The sequence below is a fragment of the Rhodosalinus sp. K401 genome (assembly GCF_041365735.1).
GTDB lineage: Bacteria > Pseudomonadota > Alphaproteobacteria > Rhodobacterales > Rhodobacteraceae > Rhodosalinus.
On record NZ_JBGFSI010000002.1, the window covers coordinates 288,842 to 309,015 of the forward strand.

The 20,174-nt window shown below is 69.7% G+C and carries 19 protein-coding genes and 1 tRNA gene; 6 read left to right on the forward strand and 14 right to left on the reverse strand.

The features are described 5' to 3' along the window. Positions 1-207: 207 nt before the first annotated feature. Positions 208-924: a DUF1223 domain-containing protein gene (locus AB6A66_RS03880; protein ID WP_371036514.1), complete on the forward strand. Its 717-nt coding sequence runs from the start codon at positions 208-210 to the stop codon at positions 922-924. Here the strand turns inward: AB6A66_RS03880 and AB6A66_RS03885 are convergent. From AB6A66_RS03885 to dddP, 7 genes are all read right to left on the reverse strand, one after another. Then, entirely contained in the window at positions 888-1,829 is a 942-nt protein-coding gene (locus AB6A66_RS03885) for a lysophospholipid acyltransferase family protein (protein WP_371054855.1), read from the reverse strand. The genes AB6A66_RS03880 and AB6A66_RS03885 overlap by 37 nt on opposite strands. A 12-nt stretch (positions 1,830-1,841) precedes the next feature. Continuing rightward, positions 1,842-2,738 (reverse strand): DMT family transporter, encoded by an 897-nt coding sequence (locus tag AB6A66_RS03890; RefSeq protein WP_371054856.1) that lies wholly within the window; start codon positions 2,736-2,738, stop codon positions 1,842-1,844. A gap of 48 nt (positions 2,739-2,786) precedes the next feature. Then, a complete protein-coding gene (locus AB6A66_RS03895) occupies positions 2,787-3,851 on the reverse strand; it encodes a flagellar motor switch protein FliG (protein ID WP_371054857.1) in 1,065 nt (354 codons plus the stop codon). Positions 3,852-4,174: 323 nt separating this feature from the next. Beyond that, positions 4,175-4,336, reverse strand: coding sequence for a chitin-binding domain-containing protein (locus tag AB6A66_RS03900; protein ID WP_371054858.1), 162 nt, complete (start codon positions 4,334-4,336; stop codon positions 4,175-4,177). A 53-nt stretch (positions 4,337-4,389) separates the two neighbouring features. After that, complete coding sequence (gene purB / locus AB6A66_RS03905; protein ID WP_371054859.1) at positions 4,390-5,703, reverse strand: adenylosuccinate lyase; 1,314 nt, start codon at positions 5,701-5,703, stop codon at positions 4,390-4,392. A gap of 75 nt (positions 5,704-5,778) precedes the next feature. Next, entirely contained in the window at positions 5,779-6,999 is a 1,221-nt protein-coding gene (locus tag AB6A66_RS03910; RefSeq protein ID WP_371054860.1) for an alpha/beta fold hydrolase, read from the reverse strand. A gap of 147 nt (positions 7,000-7,146) precedes the next feature. Continuing rightward, positions 7,147-8,487 (reverse strand): dimethylsulfonioproprionate lyase DddP, encoded by a 1,341-nt coding sequence (dddP, locus tag AB6A66_RS03915; protein ID WP_371054861.1) that lies wholly within the window; start codon positions 8,485-8,487, stop codon positions 7,147-7,149. Positions 8,488-8,650: 163 nt separating this feature from the next. On the opposite strand from dddP, the gene AB6A66_RS03920 reads away from it, so the two are divergent. Then, positions 8,651-9,868 (forward strand): class I SAM-dependent methyltransferase, encoded by a 1,218-nt coding sequence (locus AB6A66_RS03920; RefSeq protein ID WP_371054862.1) that lies wholly within the window; start codon positions 8,651-8,653, stop codon positions 9,866-9,868. Beyond that, a complete protein-coding gene (locus tag AB6A66_RS03925) occupies positions 9,865-10,629 on the forward strand; it encodes a DUF3445 domain-containing protein (protein ID WP_371054863.1) in 765 nt (254 codons plus the stop codon). The genes AB6A66_RS03920 and AB6A66_RS03925 overlap by 4 nt, the downstream gene beginning before the upstream one ends. Here AB6A66_RS03925 and AB6A66_RS03930 read toward each other — a convergent pair. The 5 genes from AB6A66_RS03930 to AB6A66_RS03950 form a co-directional block, all read right to left on the reverse strand. Continuing rightward, positions 10,622-11,470 carry a hypothetical protein gene (locus AB6A66_RS03930; protein ID WP_371054864.1) on the reverse strand — a complete coding sequence of 283 codons (849 nt, stop codon included), beginning with the start codon at positions 11,468-11,470 and terminating at the stop codon, positions 10,622-10,624. The two genes, AB6A66_RS03925 and AB6A66_RS03930, sit on opposite strands and share 8 nt — an antisense overlap. Before the next feature lie 168 nt (positions 11,471-11,638). Further along, entirely contained in the window at positions 11,639-12,430 is a 792-nt protein-coding gene (locus tag AB6A66_RS03935; protein WP_371054865.1) for a lytic transglycosylase domain-containing protein, read from the reverse strand. A gap of 113 nt (positions 12,431-12,543) precedes the next feature. Then, positions 12,544-13,299: a hypothetical protein gene (locus AB6A66_RS03940; RefSeq protein ID WP_371054866.1), complete on the reverse strand. Its 756-nt coding sequence runs from the start codon at positions 13,297-13,299 to the stop codon at positions 12,544-12,546. Positions 13,300-13,470: 171 nt separating this feature from the next. Next, a complete protein-coding gene (gene glnA, locus AB6A66_RS03945) occupies positions 13,471-14,877 on the reverse strand; it encodes a type I glutamate--ammonia ligase (RefSeq protein WP_371036501.1) in 1,407 nt (468 codons plus the stop codon). Between the two features lie 35 nt (positions 14,878-14,912). Continuing rightward, entirely contained in the window at positions 14,913-15,251 is a 339-nt protein-coding gene (locus AB6A66_RS03950) for a P-II family nitrogen regulator (protein WP_371036500.1), read from the reverse strand. Positions 15,252-15,391: 140 nt separating this feature from the next. Between AB6A66_RS03950 and AB6A66_RS03955 the strand changes: the two genes are divergently transcribed. Further along, complete coding sequence (locus AB6A66_RS03955) at positions 15,392-16,987, forward strand: NAD(P)H-hydrate dehydratase (RefSeq protein ID WP_371054867.1); 1,596 nt, start codon at positions 15,392-15,394, stop codon at positions 16,985-16,987. Between the two features lie 3 nt (positions 16,988-16,990). Here the strand turns inward: AB6A66_RS03955 and AB6A66_RS03960 are convergent, their stop codons facing one another. Further along, a complete protein-coding gene (locus tag AB6A66_RS03960) occupies positions 16,991-17,488 on the reverse strand; it encodes a Hint domain-containing protein (protein ID WP_371054868.1) in 498 nt (165 codons plus the stop codon). 166 nt (positions 17,489-17,654) lie between these two features. Here AB6A66_RS03960 and AB6A66_RS03965 point away from each other — a divergent pair. After that, a tRNA-Leu gene (locus AB6A66_RS03965) sits at positions 17,655-17,739 on the forward strand. Between the two features lie 23 nt (positions 17,740-17,762). Then, the gene (tig, locus tag AB6A66_RS03970) at positions 17,763-19,094 is read left to right on the forward strand and encodes a trigger factor (RefSeq protein ID WP_371054869.1); all 1,332 of its coding nucleotides are present in this window, start codon (positions 17,763-17,765) and stop codon (positions 19,092-19,094) included. 78 nt (positions 19,095-19,172) lie between these two features. On the opposite strand, the gene AB6A66_RS03975 is transcribed toward tig, so the two are convergent. Next, positions 19,173-20,060, reverse strand: a complete 888-nt coding sequence (locus AB6A66_RS03975; RefSeq protein WP_371054870.1) for an acyl-homoserine-lactone synthase — start codon at positions 20,058-20,060, stop codon at positions 19,173-19,175. Positions 20,061-20,174: the final 114 nt, after the last annotated feature.

The following is a 20,174-nucleotide window of genomic DNA, read 5'->3' on the forward strand; positions in this document are numbered from 1 at the left end:
AGCTCCTCGGGTAATGGCTGGAATGGCGCGTTCGCGGCCGGCTTACCGCCCGCGCAGGGGTGCGATCAAGGCCGGCGTCACGCTTTGTATACTATAGTGCACAATTGGTCGCAAGGCGCGTGTGACAGCTCTCGCAAAACGGTGATTGGCCAACCCCCGGTGCGGCTCCTAGAACGAAGGTGGCGTAACGGAGAAAGGCATCGAGGCATGCGGCGGATCGGCGGATGGCTACTGGCTGGCTGGGTTCTGGTGGCGGGTGCGTCGGTGGCCTCGGCCGACGAGCACCCGGTCGTCGTCGAACTCTTCACTTCGCAGGGATGCTCCTCCTGCCCGCCCGCCGACGCGTTTCTGGCCGATCTGGCAGAGCGCGACGACGTGATCGCACTCGCGCTGCACGTCGATTACTGGGACTATATCGGCTGGAAGGACAGCTTCGCGCAGCCCGCCTTCACCGCGCGGCAAAAGGCTTACGCCCATGCCGCCGGGCACAATTCCATCTACACGCCGCAGATGATCGTGGGCGGCGCCGACCACGTGATGGGCGCCCGCCCGATGGCCGTGATCGACCTGATCCGCGCCCATGCCGAGGCGCCGCGCAAGGTGTCGCTGGGCCTCGAGCGGGCCGCCGGGGCGAAAGTGGCGATCGAGGTCGAGGCCGTGGCGCCCGTGGGCGCGGCGCAGGTGCACTTCGTGCGCTACCGGCCGCACGCGACCGTGAAGATCACGCGGGGCGAGAACGCGGGCCGCACGCTGGCCTATTCCAACATCGTGACCCGCTGGACGGTGCTGGCGCGCTGGGACGGGCAGACGCCCCTTCGGCTTCTGGCGGAGGCGCCCGGGGATCAGCCCGTCGTGGTTCTGGTCCAGGACGCGGGCGACGGTGACGATCAGGGCGCGGTGCTCGCGGCGGCGCGCTTGCGCTGACGCGCGGCCTGGCGCTCGGGCTTCCAGCGGCGGTGGATCCAGAACCATTGGCCGGGATCGGCGCGCACCCGCGCCTCAAGCCGCCGGGTCATCTCTCGGGTCATCTTCACCGGGTCGCCATGGGGCACCGGCGCCTCGAACACGATCTCGAAATGAAGGCCGTCGGGCTGGCGGATGCTGAAGAACGGGATCACGTGAGCCCCGGTCTTCAGCGCGATCTCGGCCGCCGAGGTCAGTGTCGGCGCGGGCTTGCCCAGAAAATCCACCGGCGCGCCGCGCCCGGCATAGAGGTCGAAGAGAAGCACGCCGATGCCGCCCTCGCGGATGTGCCGGACGAGGCCCATCGTGCCCCGGCGGCCCTGCTCGAAGACCGGCCCCGAAAGCGCGTGCATGTTCGCCGCGTAATGATCGTTGAAGTAGCGGTTCTTCATCGGGCGGTAGAGGCCGCCCACCTGCAGGCCGCGCGCCACCAGCGCGGCGCGCGGGATCTCGTGGTTGCCGAAATGCCCGGTCACCAGCAGCACCGGCTCGCCGGCGGCGTGGGCGCGTTCCAGCAGCGCGAGACCCTCGCCGCCGATGGGCGCGGCGGCGGCGCGCGCCTTCAGCCCCGCGATGTCGTAGTTCTCGATCATGGTGCGCCCGGCATTGTCGGCGGCCGCGTCGGCGATGCGCCGCCGCTCCGCCTCGGGCATGTCCGGCCAGACATGGGCAAGATTGGCCCGCGCCCGCGCGCGCCAGCCGGCGAGCGGTGCCACCACCCGACGCACGAGCCATCCCATGAGGCGGGTTCGCGTCGTCCAGGGCAGCAGCAGGGCACCGGCGATCAGACCGCGCAGCAGCCGGTCCGTCAGCCAGTCGCTCCAGCTTCCGCCGGGGGCGTCGGATTGGGGCGGGGCAGGGGGCATGGCGCTCCGCCGTCAGGCGGCCCTTGTTTCGCGGTGCCAGACATAGAGTCCGGCGCCCGCGATCACAAGCGCGCCCAGGATGGTCCAGCCATCGGGGTATTCCGCGAAGAAGAGGATGCCCCAGAGCGCCGCGAAGACCAGTCCGGCATAGGCGAAGGGGGCGAGCATTCCCGCTTCGCCCCGCTGCAGCGCGGTGATGAGCAGGAGTTGCCCGGTCGTCCCGAACCCCGCGAGCGCCACCATGAGGAGAAGCGAGAGGGCATCGGGCGTCTGCCAGTAGAACGGCACCGCAAGGCTGAGCGCGACCGTGCCGAAGAGCGCGGTGTAGACGAGCGAGGTCCAGCGGTCTTCGTCGCGGCCGACGAACCGGGTGGTGAGCGCATAGGCCGAATAGAAGATCGCCGCGCCCAGCGGCAGCAGCGCGAAGGGCGAGAATACGGCACTGCCCGGCCGGATCACGATAAACGCGCCCAGAAGCGCCGCCGCGATGCCGAAGGCGCGGCGCGGACCGATCCGCTCGCCGAGAAAGAGCGCGGCCCCGAGCGTGATCAGCACCGGGTTCACGTTCATGATCGCGGTGGCCTCGGCAAGTCCGATATTCGCGATGCCGAAGAAGAAGCACGCCGTCGCGCCAAGAAGGTAGAGCGAGCGAAGCAGCTGCAGACGCGGGTAGCGCGTGCGCAGCACGGTGCCGAGCCGCGGCGCCATGAGCGCCAGCACCACGAGCGTCTGGCCCGCGTAGCGCGCCCAGAGCGTCGGAACGGTGCCGACCCGGACTGAAAGCGCCTTGGCTGTGGCGTCCATCAGCGTGAAGCAGAGCACCGCGCCGAGCATCAGCAGGATCGCCCGCGACCGGACGAGGGCCGGATCGACGATCGGGGCGGGGGTCGGCGTCGCGGGGCGTGTCATGTCGGAAGGTTAGGCACGGGCCATCGCGGCTGTCCACCGCCGTCGGGCTCACTCCCTGGGCGGGGGCGTCGCGAGGCGGATCTCGCCCGCGCGCTCGAGACGCCGGATGACGCCCACGACCTCGGTGATGGCTTCCTCGCCCTCCTGCGCGGAGACCTCCCCCAGCCCGGCCATTTCCTCGCGCAACGTGTCGGCCAGGCGGGACGATATGTTGTCGAGGAGGAAGGCGGCCGCGTCGCGCAGACCCTCGTCCGAGGCCTCGGCCGCGGCGAGCGCGCGGGCGAAGATCGGCTGTTCCATCTCGCGCAGGATCTTGCCGGCGTCGCGCGGCTCCAGCCGGCCGGGGATGTCGGCGAAGGTGAAGATCGCCTGGCGCACGCGTTCGGCGAAGGCGCGGTCGGTTTCCTCCAGCCCCTCGAGCACGTCGTCCCGGGTGGCGGCGGCAGACGAGTCGAGGATCGCACCCACGCGCTGCACCGGCTCGTCCGGGAAGGCGCGGGGCGGGCGCGCGTCGAGCTGCGCGGCAAGGGCAAGGCCGATCCGGTCCACGGCCTCGGGCGTGATCGCGGCGGTGAGCGAGACGGCATAAGTGATCCGCCGCGCGCGCGCACCGGGCAAAAGGCCGAGAAGCGCCGCGGCCTTGGACGTCTCGAGCTTGGAGAGCAGCACGGCCGCGACCTCGATGCTTTCACCCGTCACGAAGGGCAGAAGCTCCTTCGGGGAAAGCGCCCCGAGCCGCGCCCAGGGATCGCCGGACTGGCGCACCCCGGCCTCGCGGCGCAGACGCGCGGCGGTGGGGGCGCTGAGATGGCCTTCGAGCGCGTCGAGCGCCCCGGCCATGCCCCCGGGGAAGGCGAGGCCCACGCGCTCCAGCTCGTCGGCGAACTCGTCGATGACGGCGCGCAACGTGTCGCGGTCGACGTAGCGCATGGCGCCCATTTCCTGGGCGAGCTCTGCCTGCAACTCGTCGGGCAACTCGGAAAGCGGGATCTCCGCCCCCTCGTTCACAAGAAGGCGGACGATGATCGCCGCCTTGCGCCGCCGGTCGAGCGACGAGGGCTGGGGGGCGGCCGGCGTGGCGCCGAGCGGTGCAAGCTCGCGATGCGTATCCATCCTCTCCCCGATGTCGAGCCGTTCTCGACGGGTCTTAAGCGGGAGCGGTGAAGAAAGACTGAACCGGGGCGGAGGATTTGCGGCGCCCGCCTGGTTTCCCGGCGCGCGTCGATTCAACGAGACGGCCCCGCCTCGCGGCGGCGGCGGGATGCGCGACGGAGACGGCGCCGATTGGCGCATGTCGCTTTTCGGGCAAGAGACCGCGGGCGAACGGGGCCATGGGCCGGGCACCACGGGCGCGCGGCGGACGTGCCGTCACGCACGAAAAAGGCGGCCCGCCGGGGCCGCCCGGTCCTGTTCCGTCCTGCCCGGCGTCGCCGGTGTCAGCTCATTACCTGCTGCACGCAGGCCTGCTGAGCCTCGCTCCAGACAAGGCCCTCGCCGCAGGACATCACCTGCTTGCTGTGGCTGCCGCAGGCCGCCATCGACATTGCGGGCACGGCGGTCAGGGCGGCGGCGGCCAGAAGCGTCTTGATCGTGGTCATGGCGGTCTCCTGTTGGTTCCGTAGTGGAAAGGCTAGCACGGCGACGGCGGTCTTCAAATGCTCGATGCACCGAAAACCCTCTCGAAGATCGTGTCGACGTGTTTCAGGTGGTAATCGAGGTCGAATTTTTCCTCGATCGCCTCTTTTCCAAGCGCCTGGACGACGTCCGGATCGGCCAGGAGCTCGGTCTTGAAGTCGCGGCCGTCCTCCCAGACCTTCATCGCGTTGCGCTGGACCATGGCGTAGGCGTCCTCGCGGCTCACCCCCGCCTGGGTGAGCGCGAGCAGAACGCGCTGGCTCATCACGAGGCCGCGGAAACGGTGCAGGTTCTCCAGCATCCGCTCGGGGTAGATCACCAGCTTGTCGACGACCCCCGCGAGGCGGTGCAGCGCGAAGTCGAGCGTCACCGTGGCGTCGGGCGCGATCACGCGTTCCACGGAGGAATGCGAGATGTCGCGCTCGTGCCAGAGCGCGACGTTCTCCATCGCCGGGATCACCGCCGAGCGCACCAGCCGCGCGAGCCCTGTGAGGTTCTCCGAGAGCACCGGGTTGCGCTTGTGCGGCATCGCGGAGCTGCCTTTCTGGCCCTGGCTGAAGAACTCCTCCCCCTCGAGCACCTCGGTGCGCTGCATGTGGCGGATCTCGGTGGCGATGTTCTCCACAGACGAGGCGATGACGCCGAGTGTCGCGAAGAAGGCGGCGTGGCGGTCGCGCGGGACCACCTGGGTGGAGATCGGCTCGGGCGCGAGCCCCATCTGCGCGCAGACATGCGCTTCCACCGCCGGGTCGATGTTGGCGAAGGTTCCCACGGCGCCCGAGATCGCGCCGGTCGCGATATCCGCCCGCGCGGCCTCCAGCCGACGGCGGCCTCTGTCGATCTCGGCGTAGAAGCGCGCGAAGGTGAGGCCCATCGTCGTGGGTTCGGCGTGGATCCCGTGGGAGCGGCCGATGCGCACGGTCTCCTTGTGCTCGAAGGCGCGGCGCTTCAGCGCGGCGAGCACCCGGTCCAGATCTTCGAGAAGGATGTCGGCCGCGCGGGTGAGCTGCACGTTGAGGCAGGTGTCGAGCACGTCCGAGCTCGTCATGCCCTGGTGGACGAAGCGCGCCTCCTCCTGGCCCACGATCTCGCCCAGATGGGTGAGGAAGGCGATGACGTCGTGGCGGGTCACCGCCTCGATCTCGTCGATCCGCGCCACGTCGAAGGTGGCGTCCTTCGCCTTCCAGACGGCTTCGGCGTTCTCGCGCGGGATCACGCCCAGCTCGGCCATGGCGTCGCAGGCATGCGCCTCGATCTCGAACCAGATGCGGAACCTGCTCTCGGGCGACCAGACGGCCACCATCTCGGGGCGGGAATAACGGGGGATCATGGGCGGCGCTCCTTCCTGGGACGGCGCGGGGTGTAGACCGCGCGCCGCGCCCCCGCAAGCGCCGCGCCCGCGGGATCAGGCGAGCGCGGTCTCCACCCGGCTCGACTGCTCCAGGGTGCGGTGGACGGGGCAGCGGTCCGCGATCTCGAGCAGCCGGGCGCGCTGCGCATCGTCGAGATCGCCCTCGAGCCGGATCGTCCGGCGGAACACGTCCACCTTCTTCGCCTCGCCCGCGCCGGCCTCGTCGGCGTCCTCGCCGTGCAGCTTGTCGTGGGTGACCTCCACCTCGACATGCGCGAGCGGCCAGCCCTTCCGGCGGGCATAGATGCGGATCGTCATCGAGGTGCAGGCGCCGAGTCCCGCGGCGACGAAGCCGTAGGGCGACATGCCCTTGTCCGTCCCGCCGAGGCGTTCGGGCTCGTCGGCCAGCGCGTGGTGATGCGGCCCGGACTGGATGTCCTGCAGGAAGCCTTTCGGATCGGCTTCCGTCACGCGGACCACGCCCTCGGGCGCGCCGTCGGGCGGGGCGGAGCGCTCGAGCGCGAGATAGCGCCCGGCCCAGGCGGCGATGACCTCCGCGGCATAGTCCGCGTCCCGCTGCCGTGTCACGAGATGGTCCGCGTCGTCCAGCGTCACGAAGCTCTTCGGGTGCTTCGCGTTCACGAAGATGCGGGTGGCGTTCTCGATCCCCACCACCGCGTCGCGGGGGGCGTGCATGACGAGCAGCGCGCGGCGCAGCTCGCGGATGTCCTCGACGAGGCTCGCGCCCTCGAGATCCTCGAGGAAGCCCCGCGAGATCGTGAAGGGCCGCCCGCCGAGATCCACCGTCGCCTCGCCCGCCTCGCGGATCTCGTCGAGATTGGCGCCGAAATTGTGGGTGACATGCTCGGGGTCGCAGGGCGCGCCGATCGTGGCCACGGCCTTCGCGCTTCCGATGCGGCGCGCGGCGCGGAGCACCGCCGCGCCGCCGAGCGAATGCCCCACGAGGAGCGAGGGCGCCATGCCGCGCGCCTCAAGCGCCGCGGCGGCGGCCACGAGGTCGTCCACGTTGGAGCTGAAGGAAGTGTTGGCGAACTCGCCCTCGGAATGCCCGAGCCCGGTGAAATCGAAGCGGAGCACGGCAATGCCCATGCCGGCCAGGCGCTGGGCGATCCGCCGCGCGGCGGCGATGTCCTTGCCGCAGGTGAAGCAGTGCGCGAAGAGCGCGGTGGCCAGATGCGCGCCCCTCGGCATGTCGAGCCGGGCTGCAAGCGCGTGGCCGGCGTGGCCCTCGAAGGTGAAGCGGTCGTCGGGCATGGGGTCGAGCTCCTCGGCGATGACGTGACCGCACCCTGCTGAGGCCGCGGGCCCGGCGCAAGGCGCCTCGCGGCGAGGTGATGGAACGTCAGAGATGCAACGCGCGGGCAAGCCGCTTGCAAGCGGCTTGCCCCCTCTCCGCGGGGCTCAGGCGCCCATGAGCCGGGGGTCGAACGGGTAGCGCGTCAGGTTCTCGTGGCCCGTCTCGGTGATCAGCACCTGGTCCTCGAGCTTGATCGAGAAATCGCCCCCGACCTCGCCCACCAGCGCCTCGACGCAGAGCACCATGCCGGGTTCGAGGTGATAGTCGAACGCGCCTGGGACCATCCGGTCGGGATAGGCGATGAGCGGCCACTCGTCGCAAAGCCCGACGCCATGCATCAGGCAGCCGTATTTCAGATCCTGGTACTTGTCCGCGAGACGGTGGCAGTTTTCGGAAAGCTCGCGCATGTGCACGCCGGGCCGCAGCATCTCCATGTTCGTCATGATGTGCTCGTGCGCGTGGCGCATCGCCTCTACCATGTCCGGCCGCGGCTCGGCCTCGCCCAACCACCAGGTGCGCGAGATGTCCACGCAGATACCGTAGGCGCCGACGAGATCCGTGTCGAAGGCCACGATCTCGTTCTCCTGCACGACCCTTGGCCCGCATTCCTGGAACCAGGGGTTGGTGCGCGGCCCCGAGGCGAGAAGCCGGGTCTCGATCCACTCGCCGCCGCGGCGGATGTTTCCGGCGTGGAGCACCGCCCAGATGTCGTCCTCGCTGACGCCGCCCCCGGGCACGCTGGTGCGGGCGAAGCGCTCCATCTCGGCCACGGCCGCCTCGCAGGCGTGGGAGGCGCAGCGCATGGCGAGGATCTCGTCCGGGCCCTTCACGCTTCGCGCCTTCTCGGTGACCTCCTCGCCCTCCATGATCTCGAAGCCGCGGCGCTCGAGCGCGCGGAGCCCGTGAAGCATGATCTTGTCCACCGCGAGACGCATGTTGCCGCCGCCATGCTCGGCCACAAGGTCGCGCAGCTCGTTCGAGAAGGCGTCGGCCGCCACGTCCACCTTGTCCCCCCGGTCGAAGTAGAAGAGGTCCGCGCCCGAACGAACTTCGCGCACGAGAGGATTGAATTCGCTCAGGAAGGGGGCGTTCTTGTAGTCCCAGAGCACCATGTATCCGTCGGCGCAGAGCAGGAGCGCCCGGAACGGGTTGTGGGTGTTCCAGAGCTGCATGTTGGTGGAATCGGTGGCGTAGCGGATGTTGAGCGGGTCGAAGAGCAGCAGCCCACCGTAATCGCGCGTCACGACGTGATCGGTGAGCCGGCGCCAGCGGTAGCGGCGCATCCGGGCCAGATCGGGAAGCGCGAGCCCCGCCGCCTCCCATTCCCGGAAGGCGAGCCGGGTCGGGCCGATCTCCACGCGGTCATTGTCGTTCGGCGTTCCGTCACCGAGCGTGGCGCCCCGCGTGGGGTCGATCTTGCGGGTGTCGCGGTAGTGCTGGTTCATGGCGCGGCCCTCCTCGCTCGCGCCAAGTCTGTCGGGCCTCGCGCGGCGCGCGCGCCTGCGGGCGACATCTCCGCTTGTCGTTTTCGGTCGCGCCGGACGCGTCAGGCTGCCGCCGGCGTTTCGGGCTTGCCTCCGCCGCGCTGGCGCGAAACTCTCTGGCCCCATGTCCGAGATCACCGAGCAGTACGACGCCTACCCCTATCCCGAGCGCGACCCCGATGACGAGCGCCGCCGCCTCGTCACGGGTTCGCCCTCCGACCTGCGGGAGATCGAGCATTTCCTCTTCGCCGGCCGGCGCGACTGGTCGCGGCCCTTCCGGGTGCTGGTCGCGGGGGGCGGCACCGGCGACGGGCTCGTGCAGATCGCGCAGCAGCTCGCCTGGGCGGGGCGGAGCGCGGAGATCACCTATCTCGATCTGTCGACCGCTGCGCGGGAGATCGCCGAGCGGCGCGCCGGGATCCGCGGCCTCGACGGCATCCGCTTCGAGACGGGCGATCTGCGCGAGGCCGCCCGGCTCGGCCCCTTCGATTACATCGACTGCTGCGGCGTGCTTCATCACCTGCTCGAGCCGCAGGAGGGGTTCGACGCGCTCGCCGCCGCGCTCGACCCCGGGGGCGGGATCGGGCTCATGGTCTATGCGCCCCACGGCCGAAGCGGGGTCTATCCCCTGCAGGAAGCGTTCCGGACCCTGCTCGCGGGGCTCCCCCCGGCCGAGCGGCTCGCCCGGGCGCGGGAGATCCTCGCCCGCGTGCCCGAAGGCCACCCGTTCCGACGCAACTCCCATCTCGTGGACCACGCGGCGAGCGACGCGGGCTTCTACGACCTTCTTCTGCACAGCTGCGACCGGGCCTTCGCCATCGAGGAGCTCGACGCGCATCTCTCCCGCGCCGGGCTTGGCCTCGTGAGCCCGGCCCGGCCCGCGCTCTATGATCCTGCGCGCTTCCTGCCCGAAGGCGTCGCGCTTCCCGAAGACCTGCCCCTGGCCGCGCGCATGGGGCTCGCCGAGCGGCTTTCGGGCACGCTCAAGACCCACATCGTCTATGCCGCGCCCGAGGCGCGGGCGGGCCGGGCCATGGCGCGGGGCAGCGACAGCGCGCTCGTGCCGCATCTTCGCGGCGCCGCGCCCGAGAAGCTTGCCGCGCATGTGGCGGCGAAGGGAGAGGTCGCGGCGCAGGGCGCGGGCACGCGCATCTCAGAGCCTCTGCCGCGTGCGTGCGCCCCGCTGCTCGCCCGGATCGACGGGCGGCGGAGCGTTGCCGATATCGTCGCGGCGGCCGGCGGCGACACGCTTGCCGCGCTCGGCCACTGGGCCCGGATCGACCGGGCGCTCACGGGCTGGGGCCTTCTGCACTACGCGAGCCCGCGGCAGGCCGAGCGATGAGCGCGCCGATCCTTCAGGAGCGGTTACCCTTCGATCCGGCCGCGCCGCGCCCGTTGCCGGGGGTCGCGCCGCTCGACCCGGCCGACTGGCTGCTGGTGGACGAGGCGTTCGCCGCGCAGATGGCGCTGCGCGACCGGTTGCTCGCGACGCGGCGCGACGAGGTGCTGCGGCTCGACGCGGCGGCGCGGCCGGCGGCGGAAGAGCTTTTCGACACGGTGCTCTGCCACCTGTCGCGGCAGCCGGGCTACGAGGTCGGGGCAGGGGACGTACTCCGGCCCGACGGCGTGCGCGTCGCGCTCGACCGGGGCGATCCGCTGGCCACGCTCGGACGGCTGGTGCAGGAGGATCTGTGCCTGATGGATCTGCGCGGCGCGGAACATCTCCTTGCCGGTGCGGTGCTCTGCTTCCCCGCGAGCTGGCGGCTCGACGAGAAGTTCCTGGGGCCGCTGACCGCGATCCACCGGCCGGTGGAGGTTTACGACGCCGATCTCGCGCGGCGTGTGCAAAGGCTCTTTCACGGGGTGAAACCCGGCCGCCCGCTCTGGCGCTTCAACGCGCTGGGCTACCACGATCCGGCGCTCTTCCAGCCCAGGAGCGAATCGGACCCGCACCGAGGGGATCGCGGCAGCGCCCCCTACCTGCGCTGCGAGCGCCAATGCGTGCTGCGCCTGCCGGAAAGCGGGGCGGTGGTGTTCTCGATCCACACCTACATGCTCGCCCGGCCGCGCGGGGCCGCGGCCGGGCGCGACGCCATCACATGAAGGGAACCGGCGCGCCGGCCGCGGCGAGGGTGAGGAACACGCTGGTCAGCGTCAGCGCATGGGTGTTCAGCCGGAAATCCTCTCCGCGCAGGACGTTGTAGACCGCGAGCGAGGCCCCCACAGGCGGCGAGAAGATCGCAACCGTGCCGTTGACGGCCCAGGTGGCGAGTCGCGCCTCGATGGGCAGTTGCGGGCGATCCTCGACGATGTCCTGCCAGAAGCGGCGGGCGTCGGGCTCCGGCGGGTCGAGGCGGAGCCACTCGGCCTCGAGCCGGTCGCCCGTTTCCTCGATGTCGGGGAAGCGCGCGTCCACCGAGGCGTCGTCCTCGCTGTTTCCCGCGCCGATCAGCACGGTCGGCGGGCTCACGAGACGGAATTCGGTCTGGAACCTTTCGCCTGTCATCAGGCCCGAGCGGCCGGGCAAGCGCACGAAATGCGCGTAGGTGCGATCGACGAGAAGGTGCAGCATCTGCGCGAGCACCGCGGAGGTCGTGTCCGGCGTGCCGTCGGTGTCGGGCGCATGGGCCACGAGGCGCACCGAAATCAGTGCGTCGGGGCGCGGCAGGTCGGGATAGGCGTCAGCGAAGACCTCGATCCCTTCCTTCACCTCGTCCTCCGGCACGCTGCCGCCGCGGCGGGCATCGGCGAACACGTCGAGCTGGGCCATCAGCGTCCGTCCCACGACGGTGAGCGGATCGTCGCATTCGGCCGGATCGCCGAGCGGGGCCTGGCCAGTGGCGCGGAACGCCGTCTCGACGTCGCCGCGCAGCTCGTCTGCATCGAACGTGTGGCGGCCGAAGACCACCAGCACGGCCTGGTGAAGAACTGCTTCCTCGTCCATTGCGGATTCCTTCCTTCTTTCTTGCCCAAGTTGTGGCGGGCAAAGAGGGAAAAACTGTGTCCTGACGGCAGAAACAGTTAGGCAATTGTTAAGGATTGCGCGGATTGTTGCCGGACGGCCGTAACCGGGCACGCAGAGCACGGCAATTTTCTGCCGGTCGCGCGGCGCTCAGCCCCGACCGTCGATCTGCGCCGCCATGATCGCGATGGTCTGCTGGTAGACGGAAGCCGCATTCCATTCCTGAATCACCCGGAAGTTGCGTTCGCCGGGCTGGTATCCGGCGCCGCGCTGCCAGCCCTTCTGCACGAGGAAGTTCGCGGTGGAGGCGAGCGCGTCGGCTTCGGAATAGAAATCCACCCGGCCGTCCCGGTTGGCGTCCACCCCGTAGCGCAGCGCGTTGCCAGGCAGGAACTGGGTGTGGCCGAGCTCCCCGTGCCGGGCGCCGAGCGTGCCGGCGGAGATCGTCCCGTTGTCCACGAGCCTCAGCGCGCCGATGGCGTGGGGCCTGAAGAAATCGCTCCGGCGGCAGTCATAGGCCAGCGTCACGATGGCCGAGACGACCTGGCTGTCGCCCATGAAGCGCCCGAACCCCGTTTCCATGCCGTGGATCGCGATCAGAACGCCCGCTGGCACGCCGTAGGCGCGTTCGAGCGAGGCGTAGAACCGCGGGTTCCGGGCAAGGCGCTGGCGGCCCTGCCTGACGATGGTGGCCGAGCCGCGCACCCGCATGAACTCGTCGAGCCCGAGGCGAAAACTCTTCTGGTTGCGGTCGGCGTTGATGGTGGACTGCGCATAGCGCGAGGCGGCGAGCGCCTGCAGGCCGCGCTGACCGACCCCGGCGCGGGCGGCGTCCTGCGCGAAGGCGGCCTTCCATGTCTCGAAGCCCGCGCCGGTGTTGCCGCAAGGCGCGGCGGCGGCGGGGGTCGAGGCGGCGGCGGCGAGCGCGAAAAGCGCGCCCATGGCGCGGCTCCTCTGTCGGGCGTGCATCGTGTCCCTCCGTGTGCGGTGCCAACGGGGGAAGCGTAGCCAAAGTTTACGCTGCGGCAAAGCGTTCGCTGCCGCGTCCGGGATCTTCAGGACAGGGCGAGCGCGGCCAGATGCTCGAAGGTGCCCGCCCGTTCGAGCAGGACATAGATCCCGGCCAGGGCCATCGCGTGGACGGGCAGGCGCGGATCGGCCCCGTGGCGAAGGTTGATCGCGGCGAGCACCGGCGCGAGCGGCAGGTAGATCGTCGCGATTGCGGCCGTGAAGGTCCAGGGCAGAAGCGTCTCGGCCCGTCCGGGCCGTCGCGCGGCCGGGGGGGCGTAGCGGGCTGCGTCCGCCCGTGCCGGCGGCGAGGCGTCCTGCGCTGCCCCGGGCGGCGGGGCCGGGGCGGCGGGGCGGCGCACGCGCGCGGGGCGTGCGGGCCGCACGCGGCCGATCGGCCCCGGGATCACGCGCAGGAAATCCGCGACATCGAGCCGGAGACCGGGTTCCTGCCACTCGAGCGCGACAGGCCCGAGCCGCGCCGTAAGCCCGTAGGTGATGCCGATCAGGGCGAGGAGCGCGGCGTTGGCCGAGCCGCCGGTTTCCTCCAGCCGGATGGCGAGGCGGCGCTCCTTCGCGGTCTCGCCCACGCTTTCCATCACCGTGACCCGGAACCCGTCCGTTTCGATCAGCGCGGCCCCGTTCGACGGGTGAAGCCGTGCCGCGCGCACGGTGTGGCCGGCCTGCTCGAGCCAGCAGTCGAGCCGGTCCAGAAGCGCCGCCGCCGACGGCGCTTCGTCGGCCGGAAACACGAGCGCGGCGTAATGGCCCGTGCCGTGCAGGGTGTGCGGGATCGCGGTCATCGTCGCCCTCGCTCGGGTTTCCGAAGGAGAATGACGGTCAATCGCGGAGAATTCGTGACCCGAATTCGCAGAACCGGGGGCAAGTGCCGGACTCCCGACGCGTCGTCGCCGGTTCGGAAACGAAACGGGGCGCCCGAAGGCGCCCCCCGCGAACCTTGGAAACGATACGGTTCAGCAGCTGTAGTAGAGCTTGAATTCGACCGGGTGCGGCGTGTGCTCGTAGGTTTCGATCTCTTCCATCTTGAGATCGATGTAGCCGTCGATCTGGTCCTTGGTAAAGACGTCGCCCGCGAGAAGGAACTCGTGATCCGCCTTCAGGCAGTCGATGGCCTCGCGCAGCGACCCGCAGACGGTCGGGATGCCCTCGAGCTCCTCTGCCGGCAGGTCGTAGAGGTTCTTGTCCATCGCCTCGCCCGGATCGATCTTGTTCTTGATCCCGTCGAGGCCGGCCATGAGCAGCGCGGCGAAGCACAGGTAGGGGTTCGCCGACGGGTCGGGGAAACGCGCCTCGACCCGCTTGGCCTTCGGGCTTTCGGTCCACGGGATCCGGATGCAGCCCGAGCGGTTGCGGGCGGAATAGGCGCGCAGCACCGGCGCCTCGAAGCCCGGGATGAGCCGCTTGTAGGAGTTCGTCGACGGGTTGGTGAAGGCGTTGAGCGTCTTGGCGTGCTTCAGAAGCCCGCCGATGTACCACAGCGCCTCCTGGCTGAGGTCGGCGTACTTGTCGCCCGCGAAGAGCGGCTTGCCGTCCTTCCAGATCGACATGTTGACGTGCATGCCGGTGCCGTTGTCGCCGGCGATGGGCTTGGGCATGAAGGTCGCCGTCTTGCCGTAGGCCTGCGCCACGTTGTGGATGACATACTTGTATTTCTGCAGCTCGTCGGCCTGCTTGGTCAGGGTCGAGAAGATCAGCCCGAGTTCGTGCTGGCAGGACGCGACCTCGTGGTGGTGCTTGTCCACGGTCATGCCGATGCGCTTCATCGTGGACAGCATCTCGGAGCGGATGTCCTGCCCGTCATCGACGGGCGGCAGCGGGAAATAGCCGCCCTTGATGCCCGGGCGGTGGCCCATGTTGCCCATCTCGTATTCGGTGTCGGTGTTCCACGACGCGTCGAGCGCGTCCACCTCGTAGGACACCTTGTTCATGCCCACCGAGAAGCGGACGTCGTCGAAAAGGAAGAACTCGGCCTCGGGACCGAAAAAGGAGGTATCGCCGATCCCCGAGGATTTCAGGTAGGTCTCTGCCTTCTCCGCGGTGCCGCGCGGGTCGCGGTCGTAGTGCTCGCCGGTGTCCGGCTCGACGATGGAGCAATGCACCGCGAGCGTCTTCTCGGCATAGAACGGATCGATGTAGCTGCTGTCGAGGTCCAGCTTCATGTTCATGTCGGAGGCTTCGATCCCCTTCCATCCGTTGATGGAGGAGCCGTCGAACATGAATCCCTCGTCGATGAAGTCCTCGTCCACCAGATCGGACATGACCGTGACGTGGTGCATCTTCCCGCGCGGGTCGCAGAAGCGCAGGTCGACGTAGGCCACGTCCTCGTCCTTGATGGTCTTGAGGATGGAGTCCTTGCTCATTCCCTTGGTCCCTTTCGTCTAGATTTGGGCGTTTATCAGATCGCGTCCGAGCCGGTCTCGCCGGTGCGGATGCGGATCGCCTGTTCCACGGGGCTGACGAAGATCTTGCCGTCGCCGATCTTGTCGGTCTTGGCGGCGCTGACGATGGCCTCCACCGCCGCGTCCACCTGGTCGTCGTCGAGAACGACCTCGATCTTCACCTTGGGAAGGAAATCAACGACGTATTCCGCCCCGCGATAAAGCTCGGTGTGCCCCTTCTGCCGTCCGAAGCCCTTGACCTCGATGACGGAAAGGCCCTGCACACCCACCTCCTGCAGCGCTTCCTTCACCTCGTCGAGCTTGAACGGTTTGATGATCGCCTCGATCTTCTTCATCCCGGGGTCTCCCTCGCTTCCCGTGTCACGGCGGTGAGACCAGTTTCGCGCCGGGGCGACAATCGGATAGGCTGAGAGCGCCACGGAGCGGGGAGGGGTTTCCCGTCGCGTGGCGCGGTTTTGTGCGAGGCGCATATAAAATGAGCAGAGTTGAATCGGTGAGCCGGGCGCCCTGCGAGGTGCTGACCGCGGAGCAGATGCGCGCGGCCGAGCGCTCGGCCATGGAGGCCGGGGCGGCCACCGGGCTGTCGCTCATGGAGCGTGCGGGCCGTGGCGTGGTGGCGGAGGCGTTCGAGGCCTGGCCCGATCTCGCGGCCGCGCCGCGGCGGGCCTGGGTGTTATGCGGGCCGGGCAACAACGGCGGCGACGGGTTCGTGGTGGCGCGGCTCCTCGCCGGGCGTGGCTGGCAGGTGGAGGTCGTGCTCTTCGGCGAAGCCCAGAAGCTGCCGCCCGACACGCGCGCCAACCACGACCGCTGGGCCGCAACCGGGCCGGTGCACGGCGCCCCGCCCGAAAGCGCGGCGGCCCCCGATCTCGTGGTGGACGCGCTGTTCGGCACCGGGCTCGGCCGTGCGATCCCGGACGAGCTCGTCCGTTGGGGCCGGGTCGTCCGCCGCATGGACGGCGTGCGCGTCCTTGCGGTGGACATCCCGAGCGGGCTTTGCGCTGACAGTGGCGCGGCGCTTGTGCCGGCCGGCCGCCCCGACGCGCCGGCCGGGGGCTGCGTGTTCGCGCCCGCCGACCTGACGGTGAGCTTCCATCGGGCCAAGCCCGGACATTTCCTGCGCGACGGCCCGAGGCTCTGCGGGCGGCTTGCGGTGCACGACATCGGCCTGGGCGGGGACGCCGCGACGGGACCGGGCGCCGCCCTGCTTCGTCTCGTGCGCCCCGGATCGCCGCCCTTCGCACCGCCGCGGAAGCGGCCCGAGGCCCAGAAATACGAGTACGGCCATGCGCTCGTCCTGTCGGGCGGGGTGGGGCAGGGCGGTGCGGCGCGGCTGGCCGCGCGCGGCGCGCTGCGCATGGGCGCGGGTCTCGTGACGGTGGGCTGCCCGCCCGAGGCGCGCACCGAGAATGCCGCGCGGCTGGACGCCATCATGCTGCGGGAGGTCGCCGACGCCGACCGCCTCGCGGAACTGCTCGAGGATCCGCGCATCACCGTGCTGTGCCTCGGCCCCGGGCTGGGCACCGGTACCCGGGAGGCGGCGATCCTCGAGGTGGCGCTTCGCTCCGGGCGCGCCGCAGTTCTTGACGCGGACGCGCTCACGCTGCTGGCGGCGGACAGGACGCTGGCGCGGCTCGTCCACGCGGGATGCGTGCTAACGCCGCATGGAGGAGAGTTCGCGCGTCTCTTTCCGGACCTGTCCGAAGCGCTCGACGCGCCACCCGTCAAGGGGCCGGCCGTCTCGAAGGTCGAGGCGGCGCGGCAGGCGGCGGCGCGCCTTGGCTGCACGCTGCTTTTCAAGGGCGCCGACACGGTGATCGCGGGGCCCGGACCCTCGGCGGCCCTGAGCGCGGCGGTCCATGAGCGCGCCGCCCCCTGGCTTGCCACGGCGGGCGCGGGAGACGTGCTTTCGGGCTTCGTCGCGGGGCTTCTGGCGCAGGGGCGCGCGCCCCTCGACGCCGCTGCGACGGCGGCTTGGCTGCATCAGGAAACGGCAATCGCCTTCGGTGCCGGCCTCGTGGCGGAAGACCTGCCCGAGATGCTGCCGTCGGTCCTGCGGTCGCTTGGCTGAGCCTCAGCTCTCGGCGGGGGCGGTCATGGCCGAGGCGGCGGCGAGCTCCAGCCCGTCGGCGTAGACGATGTGTGGGCTGTCGAACTTCAGGGTGAAGAGCGTCCACTCCGCCACGCCCTCATCCGTGACGCAGGTGCCGTCCACCAGCCGCGCGGCGGGAATGATCGCCTGCTCCGCGCCGTAAAGCGCCTTCGCCCGCCAATCGCGGATGAGCACGCCCTGGCAGCCCGGCAGCGCCGTGTCTCGGATCGGCCGAAGCTGGCCCATCACGCGGGCCGGAAAGCGGATCCGTCTCATGCGTGCCCTGCGCCACGTCACGGCGCGGAGCGTCGCGAGGCCGCGATCGCGGGTGATGATGCGGTCGCCAGGGCAGAGATACTCCACCGGAAGTTCGCCGTCCTTGCTGTAGACGATCGCGCCTGCGGGGATGCCCCCCGTTCCGGGCGGCTGGCACAGATCGAGTCCGGCGTCGCTGACGCGACGTGGCTGTCGAGGTCTCATGGGCTGGTCCTGCTTCGCCTGCCTTATTGTTTCTCATCAGAATACGGCAAAATCTGGTTGATGTCGCGGTTTTTCTGGCGCCTTTTTTCCTCTCGCATCCCCAGGGGCGCTTTGCTAGACAGCCGCGAAACGGCGGGGACCCGGCGGGTGCCCTCTCGTTCTATTGGCGGGTGTGGCGGAACTGGTAGACGCACCAGATTTAGGTTCTGGCGCCGCGAGGCGTGGGGGTTCAAGTCCCTCCACCCGCACCAGACAAGTTTGAGAAGGACTGAGAATGCAGGTCACCGAGACTCTCAAGGACGGGCTGAAGCGCGGCTACGAGATCACCGTCACCGCCGCGGAGCTTGACGAAAAGGTCAACGAGAAGCTCGCCGAGGCGCGGCCCGAGGTGGAAATGAAGGGCTTTCGCAAGGGCAAGGTGCCGATGGCGCTGCTGAAGAAGCAGTTCGGCCAGCGCCTTCTGGGCGAGGCGATGCAGGAGAGCATCGACGCCGCCATGTCCGAGCATTTCGAGCAGACCGGTGACCGCCCCGCCGCGCAGCCGCAGGTCCAGATGAAGGGCGAGGACTGGAAGGAAGGCGACGATGTCCTCGTCGAGATGACCTACGAGGCGCTGCCCGAGGTTCCCGAGCCCGATCTGTCCTCGATCTCGCTCGAGCGGCTTGTCGTGAAGCCGTCGGAGGAGGCGGTGGAGGAGGCGCTGCAGAGCCTTGCCGAGAACGCCCAGGACTTCGAGGACCGCGACGCGGGCGCCGCGGCGGAAGACGGCGACCAGGTTGTCATCGATTTCGTCGGCAAGCTGGACGGCGAACCCTTCGAGGGCGGCGCCGCCGAGGATTTCCCGCTGACCCTTGGCTCGGGCAGCTTCATCCCCGGCTTCGAGGAGCAGCTCGCCGGCGTGACCGCGGGCGAGGAGAAGACGATCGAGGTGACCTTCCCCGAGGATTACGGCGCCGAGGCCCTCGCCGGGAAGCTTGCGGCCTTCGACGTCACGGTGAAGGCGGTGAAGGCGCCCAAGGCCGCCGAAATCGACGACGCGCTCGCGCAGCGTTACGGGGCGGACGATCTGGAGGCGCTCAAGGCCCAGATCCGCGAGCGGCTGGAGGCCGAGTATGCCGGCGCTGCGCGCGCGGTCGCCAAGCGGACGCTTCTCGACAAGCTCGACGAGATGGTCGATTTCGACCTCCCGCCGAGCCTGCTCGAGGCCGAGGCCAAGCAGATCGCGCACCAGCTCTGGCACGAGGAGAACCCGGACGTCGAAGGCCACGATCACCCCGAGATCGAGCCCACCGACGAGCACATGAGGCTGGCCGAGCGCCGGGTGCGGCTTGGCCTGCTTCTGGCCGAGCTGGGCAACCGCGCGGAGATCGAGGTTTCCGATGCGGAGATGACGCAGGCGGTGATGGCGCAGGCGCGGCAATATCCCGGCCAGGAGCGGCAGTTCTTCGAGTTCGTGCAGCAGAATCCGCAGATGCAGCAGCAGCTGCGGGCGCCGATCTTCGAGGACAAGGTCGTCGATTATATCCTAGAGCTTGCCGAGGTCACCGAGCGCGAGGTCGGCAAGGACGAGCTTCAGGCCGCCGTGGAGGCGATGGAAGAAGAGTGAGCTCCGCCCAAGGGCGGAGCTCCGAGGTCCGGTCGGCGCGGGCTGGGGGGCGCCGCCGCCCGGGCCCCGCAGCCGGCGTCAGCCGACCACGCGGTGCGGGGCGGGACGCTTCGGCGTCTCGCCGCGACCGGATTTCAGGAGCTCTTCCATGAGTGCCAGCGCGGCCTCCAGCTCCGTCTCGTCCCGTGCGTCACGGATCTGCGCGCGCAGGTAAGCGCACAGCGCGTCGATGCTCGGGGCCGGAGCGTTTTCCTCCGGACTGTCGCCATCGACCACGGCCAGCGGCGGCTGACCCGCCGCGGTCGCTTCGCCGGCGACCCGGCGCGCGACCAGCGCAAGCGCCTCTTCGTCGCTCAGATGCACGTCGTGATGGATGCCCGCGAAGGCACGGATCCGGTTGATCCGCTCTTCGGTGCAATCGAGAAGCGCGGCCATCGCCGTGACCTTGCCCATCGGCTTGGCCGTGCCGAGGTAGTCGTAGGGGGCGCTGTTCGAGCGTTTCAGGATGCGATCGATGATGGGGTCGATCACCGTCACGATGTCCGAGATGCCCGAACGGCGCGCGAATTCGAGCGATCCGATCATCAGCTCGCAGGTCGCGTAAGAGATCGAGTTGCGCGCCTTGCCGCGGCCAAGACGCTGCGTGTCCACGCAGAAGCGGGTCGATTCCCAGAGCGTCGCGCTGCGCAGCGGCGGCTCGCCGTCTAGAATTGCGGAGAACACGTCGGCCAGCATGTGCGGGCCGGTCGTCTGCAGCGCACGGACGCACGCGACCACATGGCCCTCGTCGTCGAGACCGACCACATAGGCCGGATCCAGCCGGTCGAACTTGTCGATTTCCTTGCCGTCGCTGACTTCCACCTCCCACCCGAGCCGGTCGGCGAAGACACGCGCGCGAAGGCGGAACATGTCGTCCAGAACGTGCTGGAAGCGGTGCTTGTTGATGGCGTCGATGACAATGATCATTTCGGTTTCCCCCGATGTTTCCGTGGAAAAAACTTTAGGGGATGGAGCGATCTACTCCATTGGGGAAATCCCGTAGCTCTCTTGCGCAAACGGATCCGTGGCGGGCGGGCCCTG